This is a genomic window from Flavobacterium aciduliphilum, from assembly GCF_003268855.1.
GTDB lineage: Bacteria > Bacteroidota > Bacteroidia > Flavobacteriales > Flavobacteriaceae > Flavobacterium > Flavobacterium aciduliphilum.
In genome coordinates this window covers 20,760-35,442 of the sequence record NZ_QLSZ01000016.1, presented here as the reverse complement: position 1 = coordinate 35,442, position 14,683 = coordinate 20,760, and the positions used below count along the sequence as shown (strand labels likewise).

General features: G+C 27.6%; 11 protein-coding genes. 6 read left to right on the top strand and 5 right to left on the bottom strand.

The window, feature by feature from the left end; all coding sequences use genetic code 11:
- Positions 1-516: 516 nt before the first annotated feature.
- On the top strand, positions 517-1,215 hold the full coding sequence (locus tag CLV55_RS12585) for a polysaccharide biosynthesis/export family protein (RefSeq protein ID WP_158527043.1): 699 nt from the start codon (positions 517-519) through the stop codon (positions 1,213-1,215).
- A 3-nt stretch (positions 1,216-1,218) separates the two neighbouring features.
- Positions 1,219-3,606: a GumC family protein gene (locus CLV55_RS12580; protein ID WP_112114151.1), complete on the top strand. Its 2,388-nt coding sequence runs from the start codon at positions 1,219-1,221 to the stop codon at positions 3,604-3,606.
- An 808-nt stretch (positions 3,607-4,414) separates the two neighbouring features.
- On the opposite strand, the gene CLV55_RS12570 is transcribed toward CLV55_RS12580, so the two are convergent.
- The 5 genes from CLV55_RS12570 to CLV55_RS12550 all read right to left on the bottom strand — a co-directional run bounded on the left by CLV55_RS12570 (position 4,415) and on the right by CLV55_RS12550 (position 10,196).
- Entirely contained in the window at positions 4,415-5,464 is a 1,050-nt protein-coding gene (locus CLV55_RS12570; protein WP_112114149.1) for a hypothetical protein, read from the bottom strand.
- A 6-nt stretch (positions 5,465-5,470) separates the two neighbouring features.
- Entirely contained in the window at positions 5,471-6,922 is a 1,452-nt protein-coding gene (locus CLV55_RS12565; protein ID WP_112114148.1) for an MBOAT family O-acyltransferase, read from the bottom strand.
- Positions 6,923-6,980: 58 nt separating this feature from the next.
- Positions 6,981-7,937: a hypothetical protein gene (locus CLV55_RS12560; RefSeq protein WP_112114147.1), complete on the bottom strand. Its 957-nt coding sequence runs from the start codon at positions 7,935-7,937 to the stop codon at positions 6,981-6,983.
- A 4-nt stretch (positions 7,938-7,941) separates the two neighbouring features.
- Positions 7,942-9,390, bottom strand: a complete 1,449-nt coding sequence (locus tag CLV55_RS12555; RefSeq protein ID WP_112114146.1) for an MBOAT family O-acyltransferase — start codon at positions 9,388-9,390, stop codon at positions 7,942-7,944.
- 68 nt (positions 9,391-9,458) lie between these two features.
- The gene (locus CLV55_RS12550) at positions 9,459-10,196 is read right to left on the bottom strand and encodes a tyrosine-protein phosphatase (RefSeq protein ID WP_112114145.1); all 738 of its coding nucleotides are present in this window, start codon (positions 10,194-10,196) and stop codon (positions 9,459-9,461) included.
- Between the two features lie 238 nt (positions 10,197-10,434).
- Between CLV55_RS12550 and CLV55_RS12545 the strand changes: the two genes are divergently transcribed.
- The 4 genes from CLV55_RS12545 to CLV55_RS12530 are packed head-to-tail and all read left to right on the top strand — an operon-like array spanning position 10,435 to position 14,675.
- Positions 10,435-11,310, top strand: coding sequence for an ABC transporter permease (locus CLV55_RS12545; protein WP_112114154.1), 876 nt, complete (start codon positions 10,435-10,437; stop codon positions 11,308-11,310).
- Positions 11,310-12,476, top strand: coding sequence for an ABC transporter ATP-binding protein (locus CLV55_RS13025; protein ID WP_245902729.1), 1,167 nt, complete (start codon positions 11,310-11,312; stop codon positions 12,474-12,476). The genes CLV55_RS12545 and CLV55_RS13025 overlap by 1 nt, the downstream gene beginning before the upstream one ends.
- Before the next feature lie 41 nt (positions 12,477-12,517).
- Positions 12,518-13,477 carry an NAD-dependent epimerase/dehydratase family protein gene (locus CLV55_RS12535; protein ID WP_112114144.1) on the top strand — a complete coding sequence of 320 codons (960 nt, stop codon included), beginning with the start codon at positions 12,518-12,520 and terminating at the stop codon, positions 13,475-13,477.
- Positions 13,478-13,502: 25 nt separating this feature from the next.
- A complete protein-coding gene (locus CLV55_RS12530; RefSeq protein ID WP_112114143.1) occupies positions 13,503-14,675 on the top strand; it encodes a glycosyltransferase in 1,173 nt (390 codons plus the stop codon).
- Positions 14,676-14,683 lie beyond the last annotated feature (8 nt).

The following is a 14,683-nucleotide window of genomic DNA, read 5'->3' as shown; positions in this document are numbered from 1 at the left end:
ACCGTTTATATCAAAACCAACCACATCATATTGGGTCGCAAATAATCGTGCCAATGGCAAACCTACATAGCCTAATCCTATTACTCCTATTTTTAATTTCATTTTAAAGTATTTAAAACTATTCAAGAAAATATTTAAGCACCAAAATTACAGAAAAATATTGAATTTTATCAATTTTTCCTTTATTGAAAACTAAAAAACAAAGAAAAAGGTTTCAAAAAAATAAAATTTGATGTATTTTAGCAATAATACAATATTTAAATTAAATTTTCTTGAAAATAATTCGTAATTAAATTGCAATCGTTACAATAAATTTTACATACTTAAACTTTTTTAATTAATAAAAAATTTATATTAAAAAAAAAAAATTAAATTTGCAAAAAAAACAAACCAAATTACATACCCTATCAAATTTCGAATATGCTAAAATCAAACAATTCTTTTTTTAAGAAAAAATATCTTCTTCTATTGGTTCTATTCTCATTTTTTTCATCTTGTACAACAAAAAAAGATATTTTGTATATACAAACATCAGGAAATAACACCTTTGAAAATAAAATTCTTGATCAAAAAATCGAAGTAAATGATATTTTAAGCGTAAAAATAGGATCCTTAAATAGTGAATCATCAAATGTGTATAATATAGATGCGATGGGAAGTGGAACAACAACTGTAGGTACAGTTGATGTAAATATTGCTTTAAAAAATTATCTCGTTAATAATGAAGGATTAATTATTTTACCTGTGTTAGGTAACATTAAAGTTAGCGACAAAACCACTTCTGAATTAGAAAAATTTCTTACTAAAAAATTAATTGATGAAGGACATTTGTTAGAACCAACAGTTAGTGTTAGAATATTGAATTCTAAAGTTACAATTTTGGGAGAAGTCAGAAGTCCTGGAACTTACTCTTTCCCTGAAAAAAACATAACCTTGCTTCAAGCTTTGGGATTAGCTGGTGATTTAACTATCAACGGTGTCAGAGAAGATATACTACTTATAAGACAAGATGCCAATGGAAAAACGATTAATCACATTAATCTTACAAAAAAGGACTGGATGAACACAGATCTTTATTATATAAAACAAAATGATGTAATTGTAGTTAATCCTAATAATGCTAAAATTAAGTCGGCAGGAATTATAGGAAATGCAGGAGCTTTAATATCTGTAATTTCAATACTTTTAACAGTAATTGTACTATTTAAAAAATAACAAATGGAAGAGAATCATATTGACGAACAATTTGACTTTAAAAAAGAACTTTTTAAATACGCATATTATTGGAAGTATTTTTTGATTAGTACAATAATAATGCTTTCTCTATCTTATATCTACATAAGATATACAAATCCCATATATTCTGTTGAAAGCAAAATTAAAATCATCCAAGATAAAGATAAAGGATTTATGTTGCCAGCAAATTTATTACTAGCAACAAAATCCCAAGTAAATATTGAAAATGAAATAGAAACTGTTAGATCCAAAAGATTATTTGGAAAGGTAATTAGTCAGTTAAACTTAACAACTTCTTATTTTTACAAAGGAAAATTCAGAAATACCGAAGCTTGGAATGCTCCAATAAAAATAACATCTCTTCACAACAAAGATTCTATATTTAAGTCATTCTCATTCAATATTTTAGCTATAAAACAAGGCTATAAAATCACCTTATCCAATGGAAAAACTAATTATATTAAGGGCACCCATGTAAAAACTACTATCAATAACATAGACCTGCTAATAGAGCCTAATTCTTATGCTTATCATAAAAATGATAAAAGAGAATTATTAGTTCAAATTACACCTTTTAAATATATCTTAGAATCTTTAATAGCAAAAATTAGTGTTAGTCAAGTTGGTGAAGATAGCCAAATTATTAATTTAAAAATTCAAGATGTAAACATTAATAAATCGTCAGATATTATCGACAAAATTGTTGATGTATTTAATGATGATGGCATAAACGATAGACGATTAGTTAACTTAAAAACAGTCAAATTTATTGATGACCGTTTTAAAAGTTTAACAAAAGAATTGGACAGTATTGAAAGTGTTAAAAGAGATTTTAAAAAATCTAAGGAAATGAGTTTTATCGAAGCTGATGCTGGATTAGATATCACAAAAAAAGCTACATCAAAAGAAACTCTTTTTACAATAGAAACACAAATAGAACTATCAAATCTACTACAAGATGCCTTAAACAGCAAACAGCCAACAATTTTACCTGCTAACATAGGTTTAGACAATGTTATTATTAACGAACTAATATCAGAATATAATACTTTAATATTACAAAGAGATAAACTTTTAAAAACTGCAGGTAAAGAAAATCCTATTCTTAAAGGCCTAGATTCACAAATTGAAGTGGTAAAAAACAATATAAATGAATCAATTTATACTTATAACAAACAACTTAAAATTAGACAAAACCAACAACAATTTGATTTTACTAAATCTAAAAATATTGTTTTAGAAATACCAAGTAATGAAAAAATTCTTAGAAGTATCGAAAGACAACAACAAATAAAAGAAAATTTATACTTACTCTTACTACAAAAAAGAGAAGAAGCTGCTATAGCCTATGCTGTTACGGAGCCTTCGGTGAAGATTATTGATTATGCTAATGCTTCGTTGACTCCTGTAGCCCCTAAAAAAATTATTTTATATTTAGCAGCATTGATAATTGGTGTATTAATTCCTTTTATTATCATATTTATTAGATTTGCTTTTGACTCAACTATTAAAGAAGTAAATGATGTTGAATACAAAAAATCTCAAATTCCAGTAATAGGTGAAATTCCATTCTTTGATGAGTTTAAAATTTTCAAAGATAAAAACGATCGTTCCGTACATGCAGAGAGTTTTAGAATTTTATCTTCCAATGTAAATTTTTCATTACCTCTTAAAGAAGCAGGAAGAGGTCAGGTTATCATAGTAACATCATCTATTATGGGTGAGGGTAAAACATTTATTACTACCAATTTAGCTTTAGCTTTAGCTAGTTACAACAAGAAAGTATTACTTATAGGTGCAGACATGCGTAAACCAAAACTTCACTTATCACTTAATATGAATAAAGTGGACAGAGGTTTATCGACCTATTTACATAATAAAGATGTTCATTGGAAAGATGTAATTATTAATAAAAACCCATATAATGAAAATTTAGACATCATTTTCTCTGGAACAATTCCTCCAAATCCTTCAAACATAATTTCAAATGGAAGATTCGAGACTATGATCAATGAAGCAAAATTAGAATATGATTATGTAATTATTGATACTGCCCCAACGATTTATGTAAACGACACATTCTTGATTGCTAATCTAACGGATTTAACAGTGTATTTAACAAGATTTGATTATACCGAAAGACGTTTGATTCAATACGCTACAACTTTAAAAGATGAGTCTAAACTTAAAAATATGGTATTTATTTTGAATGGAATTACGCAATCTGGTGTACACCAATATAACTATAAATATTCTTATAAATATGGTTATAATTATGGTTATGGTTATGGTTATGGTTATGGCGAAAATAGTGATTCCAAAAAAGGTTTTTTTAATAAAATTTTCAATAAATTCAAAAATAAATTCTAGTTTTAGACGGTATTTTAACAATAAACTGATTTAAACTTTTGAATCAAATCAATACGTTCAGCTGTATTAGAATTACCTCTTTTATCCATCATTTTAAAGAGTATTGGAAAGGCAATATTCTTGTAACTAACCCCTAACATAAGAATGTTTATGTTATTGCTCCCAAACTTCCAATTGGTTCTGTCCATGACCAAAACCAAAGAATCTTGCTGTAGTAAAAGTGCAAAAATAAACTTAGCTACAAACTCCAAAGGAAAATCAACCTCCTTAAAAAATCGTTGAATTCGTCTGTAATTGCTTGTACCACTAGTTTTAAAATCAAATCCAAGAGAAAGTTTAGAGAAATTGACCGACTTAACTTTACATAGAGCGTTGATAAATAAACATATAAGACCGGATTCTAGCTAAATTTAAATGATTGCTAAAATAGCTTTGAAATACGGTTAATAATTGCGTATCTTCGTATGCTGAGCTGATTTTCTTTTTTAAAGACATTACTTGAGAAATAATTCTTTAATATGCTGAATCTCATATTTATATAAAATTTTTTAAAAACTTATTTTATTGATTTTTAATCAATTATATTTTTTGTCGTGTACTAAACACCAAATATTAAAGAAAATAACAAAAATAGAAAGAAATTAAAAAGAGGATGAAAAAGAGAATTCAACTTAAAAGTTTATAAAGAACGATTTGTAAATGAAAGATGTTTTGCTTAGCTTGCTAGTTTTAAATGACTCTTAATAAGATTTGATACTACAAAATTATCATGGTTGAATTGGACTATTTGGCGTTCTTTATTATTCTATCAGTTTATTTTAAAATTATTGAAAATCCTGTTTATACCTATTTCTTTACAATGCATACCATCATAAAAGAAAGCCTCATCCATTTTTAAAGTGTAAGGATTAAAACTTCCATATAAATCAATGTTATTCTTAATCGCAAATTTTACAATTCTCTTTTCTACATTACAAACATTTATGTATTTAACTTTAATTGTATCATATACTAATGGAGCGTATGGGCTAAGAAAAAACTCAATTTGTATCTTGTTTCGTTTCAAATCAAAAATTAACTTCATAAAGTCGTGCCAATATTTATCTGATATATAATTAAATTTTTCTATGCTATATACTTGTCCTGATAAATAATCTTTAATTTTATCGTTAACTATTTTCTGATTAGCACTTCTATATTTTACACCATAAGTTATTGATCCATCATTAAGTTTAGTATTTGTTTTATTATACTTATTTACAGTCTCTTTGATATTACTTTTTGATCTAATTTTTTTAATTAAATTTTTTAAAGAACATTGAAAATATGACAATGAAATTAATTGTTTGTTATTTTTCCATTCACTAGATTCAATAGTGTTTTTTTGATTATTTACAAACGATTTATAATATTCCCCTATCGATTCCCATCTTTTTTGGTCATTATTAGTATTAAAATACCAAGGATCAATACCAATTATCACTTTTTTTGGATATTTATGCTTTTCTTTATAAATCTGATAAATTGCTATTATATCTTCAATACTAGCTCCAAAAACAGAATTATTAAAAATTTTTTTGTTAGGAAAATATTGAGAATTAATCAACATAGTCCTACTCGAACCTAGTACAATTATATCAGGTGTAAATTTCATATTACCAATAATCTCCCTTTGTAATAATCTATCCTCAAAATTACTGATATTAGTTACATATTTATCATTTAAAATAATTTTCGCTATTTTTTTTTCATATCCTTTATTAAAAATATTAGCGAAGTCACCATAGTAGTTTACTAAAACTATTACTAAAACTGCTGGAATTACCGAAACAATAAGTCTAATTAAAAAAAATTTCATACTAAGTTAAAATTGAAAATAAATAAATTGATTTTTATTGAAATTACCATAATATATAATCAAAAAGACAATTAAATAATAAAATAAATATTTGTACTTTTTATTATATTTTTTCCCAAATGTTTCAATAGCATATTTGTCTTCTCTACCAATCCATTCTATCACAAGAAAAAAAATAACCATTATTGAAGTATAACTAATGTTATTTACATTTTGAATTTTAGGTATAGTAAAAAAAGTAATCGAAAAAATATTTTTAACATAAACTATTGCAGCTTTTAAATTATCTGATCTAAAAAATATCCAAGCAAAAACTGTCAAACAAAATGTAAAAAAAATAGATAAAAAATCTTTAAAGCTAGGAATATTAGCACCCTTAGCAACTATTTCAATATTATTTCTATTTGTATTAAATATTATTGAAGGCATTATAAAAATTGCATTTAATAATCCCCATACAATAAATGTCCAATTAGCACCATGCCAAAAACCACTTACTATAAAAATTATAAATGTATTTCTAATTTTTATCCACATACTTCCTTTACTTCCTCCTAAAGGAATATATAGATAATCTTTAAACCATGAAGACAAAGAAATATGCCAACGCCTCCAAAATTCAGCAACATCTCTAGAAAAATAAGGAAAAGCAAAATTTCTCAACAAATCAATTCCAAACAATTTTGCAGTTCCCAAAGCAATATCAGAATAGCCCGAAAAGTCTCCATAAATTTGAAAAGTAAAACAGAGTGCTCCCAAAACCAAAGAGCTTCCTGAATAATCTCCATAATTATTAAAAATTTCATTTGCTATTTCAGCACAATTATCTGCAATGACAACTTTCTTAAAAACTCCCCATAATATTTGTTTCAAACCATCAACAGCTTTGTAATAATCAAATTCTCTCTTTTTTTTAATTTGAGGTAACAAATGAGTAGCTCGTTCAATTGGACCAGCCACTAATAGTGGAAAAAAACTAACAAAAACAGCATAATCAGTAAAGTTTTTTTCTGCTTTTATTCTATTTTTATATATATCTATGACATATGACAAACCATGGAAAGTATAAAACGAGATTCCAACTGGAAGAATAACATTAATCAATGTTAGATTAGCTTTAATATTTAAAAGATTTAGGCCTTCTACAAGAGATTTTGCAAAAAAATTATAATATTTAAAAACTGCTAAAAAACCTAGATTTATAAATATACTCAACCAAAACCAAAACTTTTTTCTACTAATCAAAGTGGTATTCTGCATTTTTAAACCTGTGTAGTAATCTAAAAAAGTCGAAAACATCAACAAAAATAAAAATCTCCAATCCCAACAAGCATAGAAATAGTAGCTAGCTACTAATAATAATAAATTTTGAAATTTAAGGCTATTTTTTGTTATAAACCAATAAAAGAAAAAAACTATTGGCAGAAAAATTAAAAAATCAATTGAATTAAATAACATACATATTTATTTTATATTAACATTTCTATAAAGAAACACCTAAATCAAATTAATTTTATTAATAGTAATTTTTGTGAATTTCATTTTTGATAAAAGTAGCCTTATCAACTTTGTCTAATAATCCTAAATTTAAAAGTTTATTAAAAAAGATTGAGAATTTATTTGACCCACTATAATTTAAATGTCCTAAATCGCCATAATCTGTACTTGACAAATGAAAATCTTTAAAATCTAATAATTCAACTCTCGAAAAGTATTTTTTCTTAACCATATTATATTTTGATTCATTAACAGCATACTTATAATTTCTGTGAAATGGACTTCGAATAAAAAATATTTTTACCTTATTCGAGTTGCAAAAATTTACGATTTTTTGTAAATAAAAAACATTACAAAAAGGAATGGCATTGTTATTTAGACTTTTGTATTTGGAAGAATTATTTGTGATTGTATCAACTTTATTTCTTTTTAAACCATTATATCCTCCAAATCTTTTATTAGAAATTATTCCTTTTTTCTTAAGATAATTTGAATAAATATTAAATCCAAATTCATTGATAAAATTTCTAGGTAAACAATTAAAAATAGCTTTTGAATTTTTTGACAAAATAAACTTTAAATCCGATTTGTCCATTAATGGAAAATACCTAGGAAACATATGATAAATATGAGAATCATCCCAAGTCCAAGAATTCATAACTGTATCAACTTCTGAATTTTCAAATTCAAGTAATACAAATTTAATTTGCTTGTTTTGTGGAAGTATTTTCTTCAATTTTAGATAGGTATAAAAGTAGGTTTCTCCCGACTTACCTAAATTTGTAAGATTTAGAATTATTCTATTATTGAAAGCACATTCTGGATGAGAATGTCCCAAAACTAAAATTTTTGAATCGGTTGAGATTTTAAAATATCTTGAGTTGTTTAATGAACTATAACCAAGATAAAACACAACTAAAATTATTAAACCGAGAATAGCCGTAAAATAAGAAAAACTAAATAATAACTTTTTCATTTTATTAGAATTGAAAATAAATAAATTGTTGTTCTTTCCCTGAATAATATATGATAATAAAAATCAGAAGATAGTACATAAACCATCTCATTTTTCTATGTTTAAATTTAGAAACAAAAGCTAAACCATATTGGTATTCTCGACCGAACCATTCTATAAAGAACATAATAAAAGTTAGAAGTAAAATAACATAACTATTTTTCATACCTTCAAATTTTGGTAGAGATAAAATTGAATATGAGAAAATTTCTTTGATATAAAGAAACGCATTTGTAACGTTACTAGCTCTAAAAAAAATCCAGGCAAAAACAGTTACTGTAAATGTTATTCCAATAGATATTATTTCTCTAAAATTTGGAAAAAAATTACCCTTGGCAACTATTTCAATATTATTCCTATTTGTATTAAAAATAATTGAAGGCATAATATATATAGCATTTAATAAGCCCCAAATAATAAACGTCCAATTTGCACCGTGCCAAAATCCGCTTACAATAAATATTATAAATGTATTTCTAATTTTTAACCACATTCCTCCTTTACTCCCTCCCAAAGGAATATATAAATAATCTTTAAACCAAGAAGATAAAGAAATATGCCAGCGTCTCCAAAACTCGGCAATATCTCTTGAAAAATATGGATATGAAAAATTTCTCAGAAGATCAATTCCAAATAATTTAGCAGTACCAAGAGCAATATCAGAATATCCAGAAAAATCACAATATATTTGATACGTAAAAAACAAGGCTCCCAGAATTATAGTACTACCACTTTGATGACTGTTATTATTAAAAATTGTATCTGCAAATTCAGCACAATTATTAGCAATAACTATTTTTTTAAACAATCCCCATAATATTTGCCTAAGACCATCAACTGCGTTTCTATAGTTAAAATCTCTTTTCTTAACAATTTGTGGTAATAAATGCGTTGCTCTTTCTATTGGCCCTGCTACTAGTAAAGGAAAAAAACTAACAAATAGTGAATAATTAATAAAATTTCTTTCTGGCTTAATTCTATCATAATAAATATCTATCACATAAGAAAGTCCATGAAATGTATAAAAAGAAATCCCAACTGGAAGTATTACTTTCAATGAACCTAAACTTGTCTTGATTCCTAATAAAGACATAGCTTGTTCGAAAGATTCCGCAAAAAAATTATAATACTTAAAAACCCCTAAAAAACCTAGATTAACTCCAACACTAATCCAAAGCCATATTTTTTTATTAGTTCTTCTTGTTGAGTTAAAAATCTTTATACCCGTGTAATAATCCAGTTGTGTAGAAAAAATTAATAAAAACAAAAACCTCCAATCCCAACAAGAGTAAAAATAATAACTCGAGGCTAATAACAATAAATTTTGATATTTTAGATTCTTATTAGCGACAAACCAATAAAGAAAAAAAACTATAGGTAAAAAAATTAGAAAATCAATTGAATTAAATAACATATTTCTTTTAATAAAATAATAATTAATAAAACAAAATTACACTTTTTTCTATGATATAATCTTGAAAATTAAAAATCAAAAAAAGAATTATTCAAAAAAACCTCTTTGAGTAATAATTCATTTTTAATTTGAATTCGATTTTTGAAACTTTCAACATGTTTCGTGTGATGTACATCAGACCCAATAAAATCTACTAGATTATTTTTAAGTAGGTAATCGGCTATTTTTGTAATATTTTGACCGTAATAGCCCACAGTAGATAATGCATTTATTTGAAAAGAACATCCTCTATCTTTTAAATCATCATAATTCGCTAAGGCATTATGAAAATAATTGTACCGCTCGGGATGCGCCAAAACAGGCTTATATCCTATATTCTGAAGTTCATATAACATTTCATGAAGCTGCACAGGAGGGGTCAAATAGGACATTTCTACCAAAACATAATTCTCCTTAAGAGTTAGCAATGATTTGCTAGAGAACCGAGATTCAAATTCACTGTCTATCATATATTCAGCTGCAACCCTAAATCGTTTATCAAAATCTTGAAAAGGTAATTTATGTAAAGTATCTTTGTAATTTGAGAGAATACCCTCTTTGGTGTTTTTCCAAACTTGTGACATCACATGCGGGGTTGTAATAAACTTTGAAAAACCTAATTGTTCTAATCCTTCAATTAACTCTTTTGTATCTTCAATCTTACCAGCACCATCATCAATATTTGGCAATAAATGTGAATGAATATCAATATATCCTTGAGGTATGAAATCGGCTAAAAAAGGTTTTTGCTTAAAAAAATGTAACAAAATAGTTCTACTTTAAATTAAAATATCGTTTCTAACGAAACTACTTTCATGCTTTAGTATTGCGTTCTAGGTTTGAGCAAAAGTACTCTTTTTTATCGTTATTTAAAATTTGCTTAATTTTTTATCCGTATTTTTTTTCATTACAATTAAAATTAAAATCTCGGAAAATAGTTAAATCACTATATTTGCCTCTAGTGAGTCAATGAAAAAAACAAAGCTTATTAAATTATTTCAAAGCATGAAATCCAATCAAGAAGAACATTATTGGGATTTAATTATTAAAGGAAAATCTTCTTTATTTGACTTAAATATTCGTGATATTTGGCATTATAGAGATTTATTGCTTTTGTTGGTAAAAAGGGATTTTATTAGTTTTTACAAACAAACCATATTAGGACCGTTTTGGTTTTTTATTCAGCCGATTTTCACCACAATAGTGTTTACGTTTATTTTTGGAAATCTGGCAGGAATTCAAACCGATGGCATCCCTAAACCCTTGTTTTTTTTATGTGGCATTACCGCTTGGAATTATTTTTCTGATTGCCTTTTGAAAACAAGTACCGTATTTAAAGATAATGCTGGAATTTTTGGTAAAGTTTATTTTCCTAGACTCATCATGCCATTAAGTATTGTGATGAGTAATCTTGTTCGTTTTGGGGTTCAGTTTGTGTTACTTATGGGTTTGATTCTATACTATTATTTCATTCCTACCCCAGGAAGTTCAATAACTGTTTCTCCCTCAATGTTTTTTTTCCCTTTTTTAGTACTACTAATGGCATTATTAGGATTAGGACTGGGACTTATTATCACAGCAATGACTACAAAATATAGAGATTTAGCGTTTTTAGTATCTTTTGGTGTTCAGCTATTAATGTATGCTACAACCGTGACCTATCCTCTTAGTGAAGTGAAAGCCAAATTTAAACCGATGGTTGGATTGATTGAATTGAATCCCATGACCTACATCATTGAAGCTTTTCGAAAGTGTTTATTGGGGCATGGCGAATTTTCTATATACTCCATAAGTTATGCAACTACCATCACATTAATCATATTATTTTTAGGAATACTTATTTTTAATAAAACTGAAAAAAACTTTGTCGATACAATCTAATGGCTAAACCAATAATAAAAGTAGAACATTTATCTAAAGCCTATCAGATTGGGCAAATTGGCACGGGAACGATTTCGAGAGATATTGAGCGTTTTGTGATTACAAAAATATTTGGTAAAGAAGACCCTTTTCTTAAAATAGGCGAAACTAATGATCGAAGTACAAAAGGTCAAAGTGATATTGTATGGTCGTTGAAGGACCTCAATTTTGAAATCAATCAAGGAGATGCTGTAGGTATTATTGGAAAAAATGGTGCCGGAAAAAGTACTTTATTAAAATTACTATCACGTGTCACCAGTCCTACAACAGGAGAAATAAAAATAAAAGGTCGTATTTCAAGCTTATTAGAAGTAGGAACTGGTTTTCACCCAGAACTATCAGGAAGAGAAAACATTTTTTTAAATGGTGCAATCTTGGGCATGCGCAAAAAAGAAATTACGAGGAAATTGGACGAAATTATTGATTTTTCAGGAGTAGAACGTTATATAGATACTCCTGTAAAACGGTATTCTTCGGGAATGTATGTACGACTAGCCTTTGCAGTTGCGGCACATCTTGAAAGTGAAATTTTAATTGTAGACGAAGTCTTGGCCGTGGGCGATGCCGAATTTCAAAAGAAATGTTTAGGCAAAATGGGGGATATTTCTAAAGGAGAAGGAAGAACCGTTCTCTTTGTGAGTCATGATATGAGAGCCGTAAGTACTTTATGTAATTCTAGCATGTTATTAAATCATGGAGAAATAAAAAAAATTGGAAAAACTGCCGAAATAATTGAAGCCTATGTAAACGATGCTTCTCTGTCTAATACAGGTCTAGATTTAAAATTCGAATTGGTTGATAATACTATTGTTTTTCAAACCTATTCGCATCAAGATTATGCTATTTATGATGGTTCTTTTTTTATTAAATTGATTGATTATACTGGAAATGAGATTATGCTTCACGAACACAAATTAAAGAAAGAGGAAAGCATTATAAAAAAATTAGCTTTGGATAGTTCTTCTTTAAATTCTGGGGTGTATTCGCTTCAAGTAAAAGTATGGGCAACTTTGCTTTCTGGTAAAGATATTGCACTTGCAACACCTTTTTATCCAATTACTATTTCTAACAATGACGAAAGACATAAAAGAGTTTTTGCAGGTAAAATCATCGATATTAAATTGTAAATCATTTATTCTTTTGCGTAATTTGTACTTATTTTATCAACATGACATTACACAATTCAAAAATATTAATTACAGGCGGATTTGGTGCTTTAGGGCTCAACTTAATTCAATACCTACAATCAACATATACTTGTGAAATACATGTTGTAGACAATTTAAGCGCTGGGATTTCAAATGTAAACGTTCCTAATGTCATTTTTTCTTATTTAGATATTAGCAATACGGAAAAAATTAATTCTTTTTTTGAAAATTATAAACCCCATTATATTTTTCATTTAGCGGCACATTTTGCCAATCAAAATTCAGTCGATCACCCAATTTCTGATGTGAACACCAATATCATAGGAATAATCAACATTTTAGAAACTCAAAAAAGAAACCCTGAACTTAAAAAATTTATTTATGCCAGTTCGAGTTGTGTCTATGGAAATGCTCTCTTGATGAATGAAAACGATTCGATTACACCTTATGACACACCTTATGCTATCAACAAGTATGCTGGCGAATTGTATTGTAAATACTATTCTGAAATTCAAAAAATTCCCTCTGTTGTCATTCGCATTTTTAATAGCTTTGGTCCAGGAGAAATGCCTGGATCTTACAGAAATGTCATTCCAAATTTCATAAAAAAAGCCCTAGATAACGAACCTATTTTTATCACTGGCTCTGGAGAAGAAACTAGGGATTTTACTTATGTACTAGATACCGTTTCATTGTTAGTGAAATTGGCAGAGTCTGATTATTCTAAAGCTGAAATATTTAATGGAGGAACTGGCAACTCCATCACAATAAAACATTTGGCTGAAACGATTATAAAATACACGGGGTCGAATTCTGAAATTGTATATACAAAACCGAGAAATTGGGATAAAGTTAACCATCGAAAATCAGATACTTCAAAATCAGTATCTTTGTTAGGATATCAACCCGATTATAATTTTGAAAAAGGCATTATAAACACTGTGGCTTGGATAAAACAGCACCTAAAACCTGAAGACTAGAAAACCCTTTGGCTAAATCGAGTATATGAAAAAAATTCTAATTGTTTCTACCGAAATAGTAAAAGACAAATATTCTTGTTCTTTAATCACGGCTAAAGTAGTTGAAGAATTATCTAGAAAACATCATGTTGATGTGGTCACAGAATGGATGGCAGTATTTAATTTTGAACACAATATTCAAAATATTTGGGTAACTCAAAAACCTTTTTTATACGATGTATGCCGAAGTAGAGGTGGAAAACGAATTTTTGCCACTTTAAAATTCCGATATGACAAAATAATCCGAACGCTTGCTTTCAGAAAATTGATTAAAAAAATCAATTTTAATTCGTATGACTATGTTATTGCGTTTGGTGGGGGCGATTTTTTTATTGCACATCGTGTGTTAAGCGAATTTTCTATGAAAGCTAAATTATGGGGATATATTCATGATCCCTATCCTTCTCAAGTATACCCATATCCGTATTATTCTGAAGAGACTAAAAAAACGAAAGCTGAATTGGAACTGTATCAAAAAGTATTTGAACAATACGATACTTTGTGGTTTCCTTCAACATTACTGGCCCATCACATGCAAAAGTTCTATCATTATTCGGATGCTAAAGTATTTGTTTTTCCGCATTTACTGCCTAATATTGATGTAAAAAAAATACCTGTTGAGACAGAAAAACTAAATGAGTATGGCGTTGTCTGTAATCATTTTTTTATTCATGCTGGAACGATATTACCTCCACGAAAAATTGATACCCTAATACAAGCATTTTCTAAATTAAAGGAAGACAAAAAAATCGCACAAGAATTGAAATTACTTTTCGTGGGCAATATCAATTACGATTACCAACATCTCTTAGGTATTAAAGATGTTATTTTAATTGACAGGAGAGTTCCCTATAATGAAATCAATATGCTTTGTAAAGCTGCAAAAGCGCTTTTAATTATCGAACACGATGGTAATTTTAGTCCTTTTTTACCCGGAAAATTTCCTGAATATCTCGCTTTTAAAAAACCAATCATGCATTTTGGGCCAAAACATTCTGAAATAAATTTTATTTGTGGTGAAGAACATAACTCTTTCTCAGCTCCGTTGACTGATTTTGAGGCTATTTCTAAGGTACTACTTCATGGAGGGGAACCACTGAGTGAGAATGAAAAAATCATGTCTCATTTTAATATCGAACGGTTAATTGCTAGCTTCTAAAAATTGTA

What these genes read in the sequence shown, in the direction of transcription:
- CLV55_RS12580 (WP_112114151.1), top strand. Translation starts at nt 1,219, where the DNA reads ATGGAAGAGAATCATATTGACGAACAATTTGACTTTAAAAAAGAACTT.
- CLV55_RS12570 (WP_112114149.1), bottom strand. Translation starts at nt 5,464, where the DNA reads ATGAAATTTTTTTTAATTAGACTTATTGTTTCGGTAATTCCAGCAGTT.
- CLV55_RS12565 (WP_112114148.1), bottom strand. Translation starts at nt 6,922, where the DNA reads ATGTTATTTAATTCAATTGATTTTTTAATTTTTCTGCCAATAGTTTTT.
- CLV55_RS12560 (WP_112114147.1), bottom strand. Translation starts at nt 7,937, where the DNA reads ATGAAAAAGTTATTATTTAGTTTTTCTTATTTTACGGCTATTCTCGGT.
- CLV55_RS12555 (WP_112114146.1), bottom strand. Translation starts at nt 9,390, where the DNA reads ATGTTATTTAATTCAATTGATTTTCTAATTTTTTTACCTATAGTTTTT.
- CLV55_RS12545 (WP_112114154.1), top strand. Translation starts at nt 10,435, where the DNA reads ATGAAATCCAATCAAGAAGAACATTATTGGGATTTAATTATTAAAGGA.
- CLV55_RS13025 (WP_245902729.1), top strand. Translation starts at nt 11,310, where the DNA reads ATGGCTAAACCAATAATAAAAGTAGAACATTTATCTAAAGCCTATCAG.
- CLV55_RS12535 (WP_112114144.1), top strand. Translation starts at nt 12,518, where the DNA reads ATGACATTACACAATTCAAAAATATTAATTACAGGCGGATTTGGTGCT.
- CLV55_RS12530 (WP_112114143.1), top strand. Translation starts at nt 13,503, where the DNA reads ATGAAAAAAATTCTAATTGTTTCTACCGAAATAGTAAAAGACAAATAT.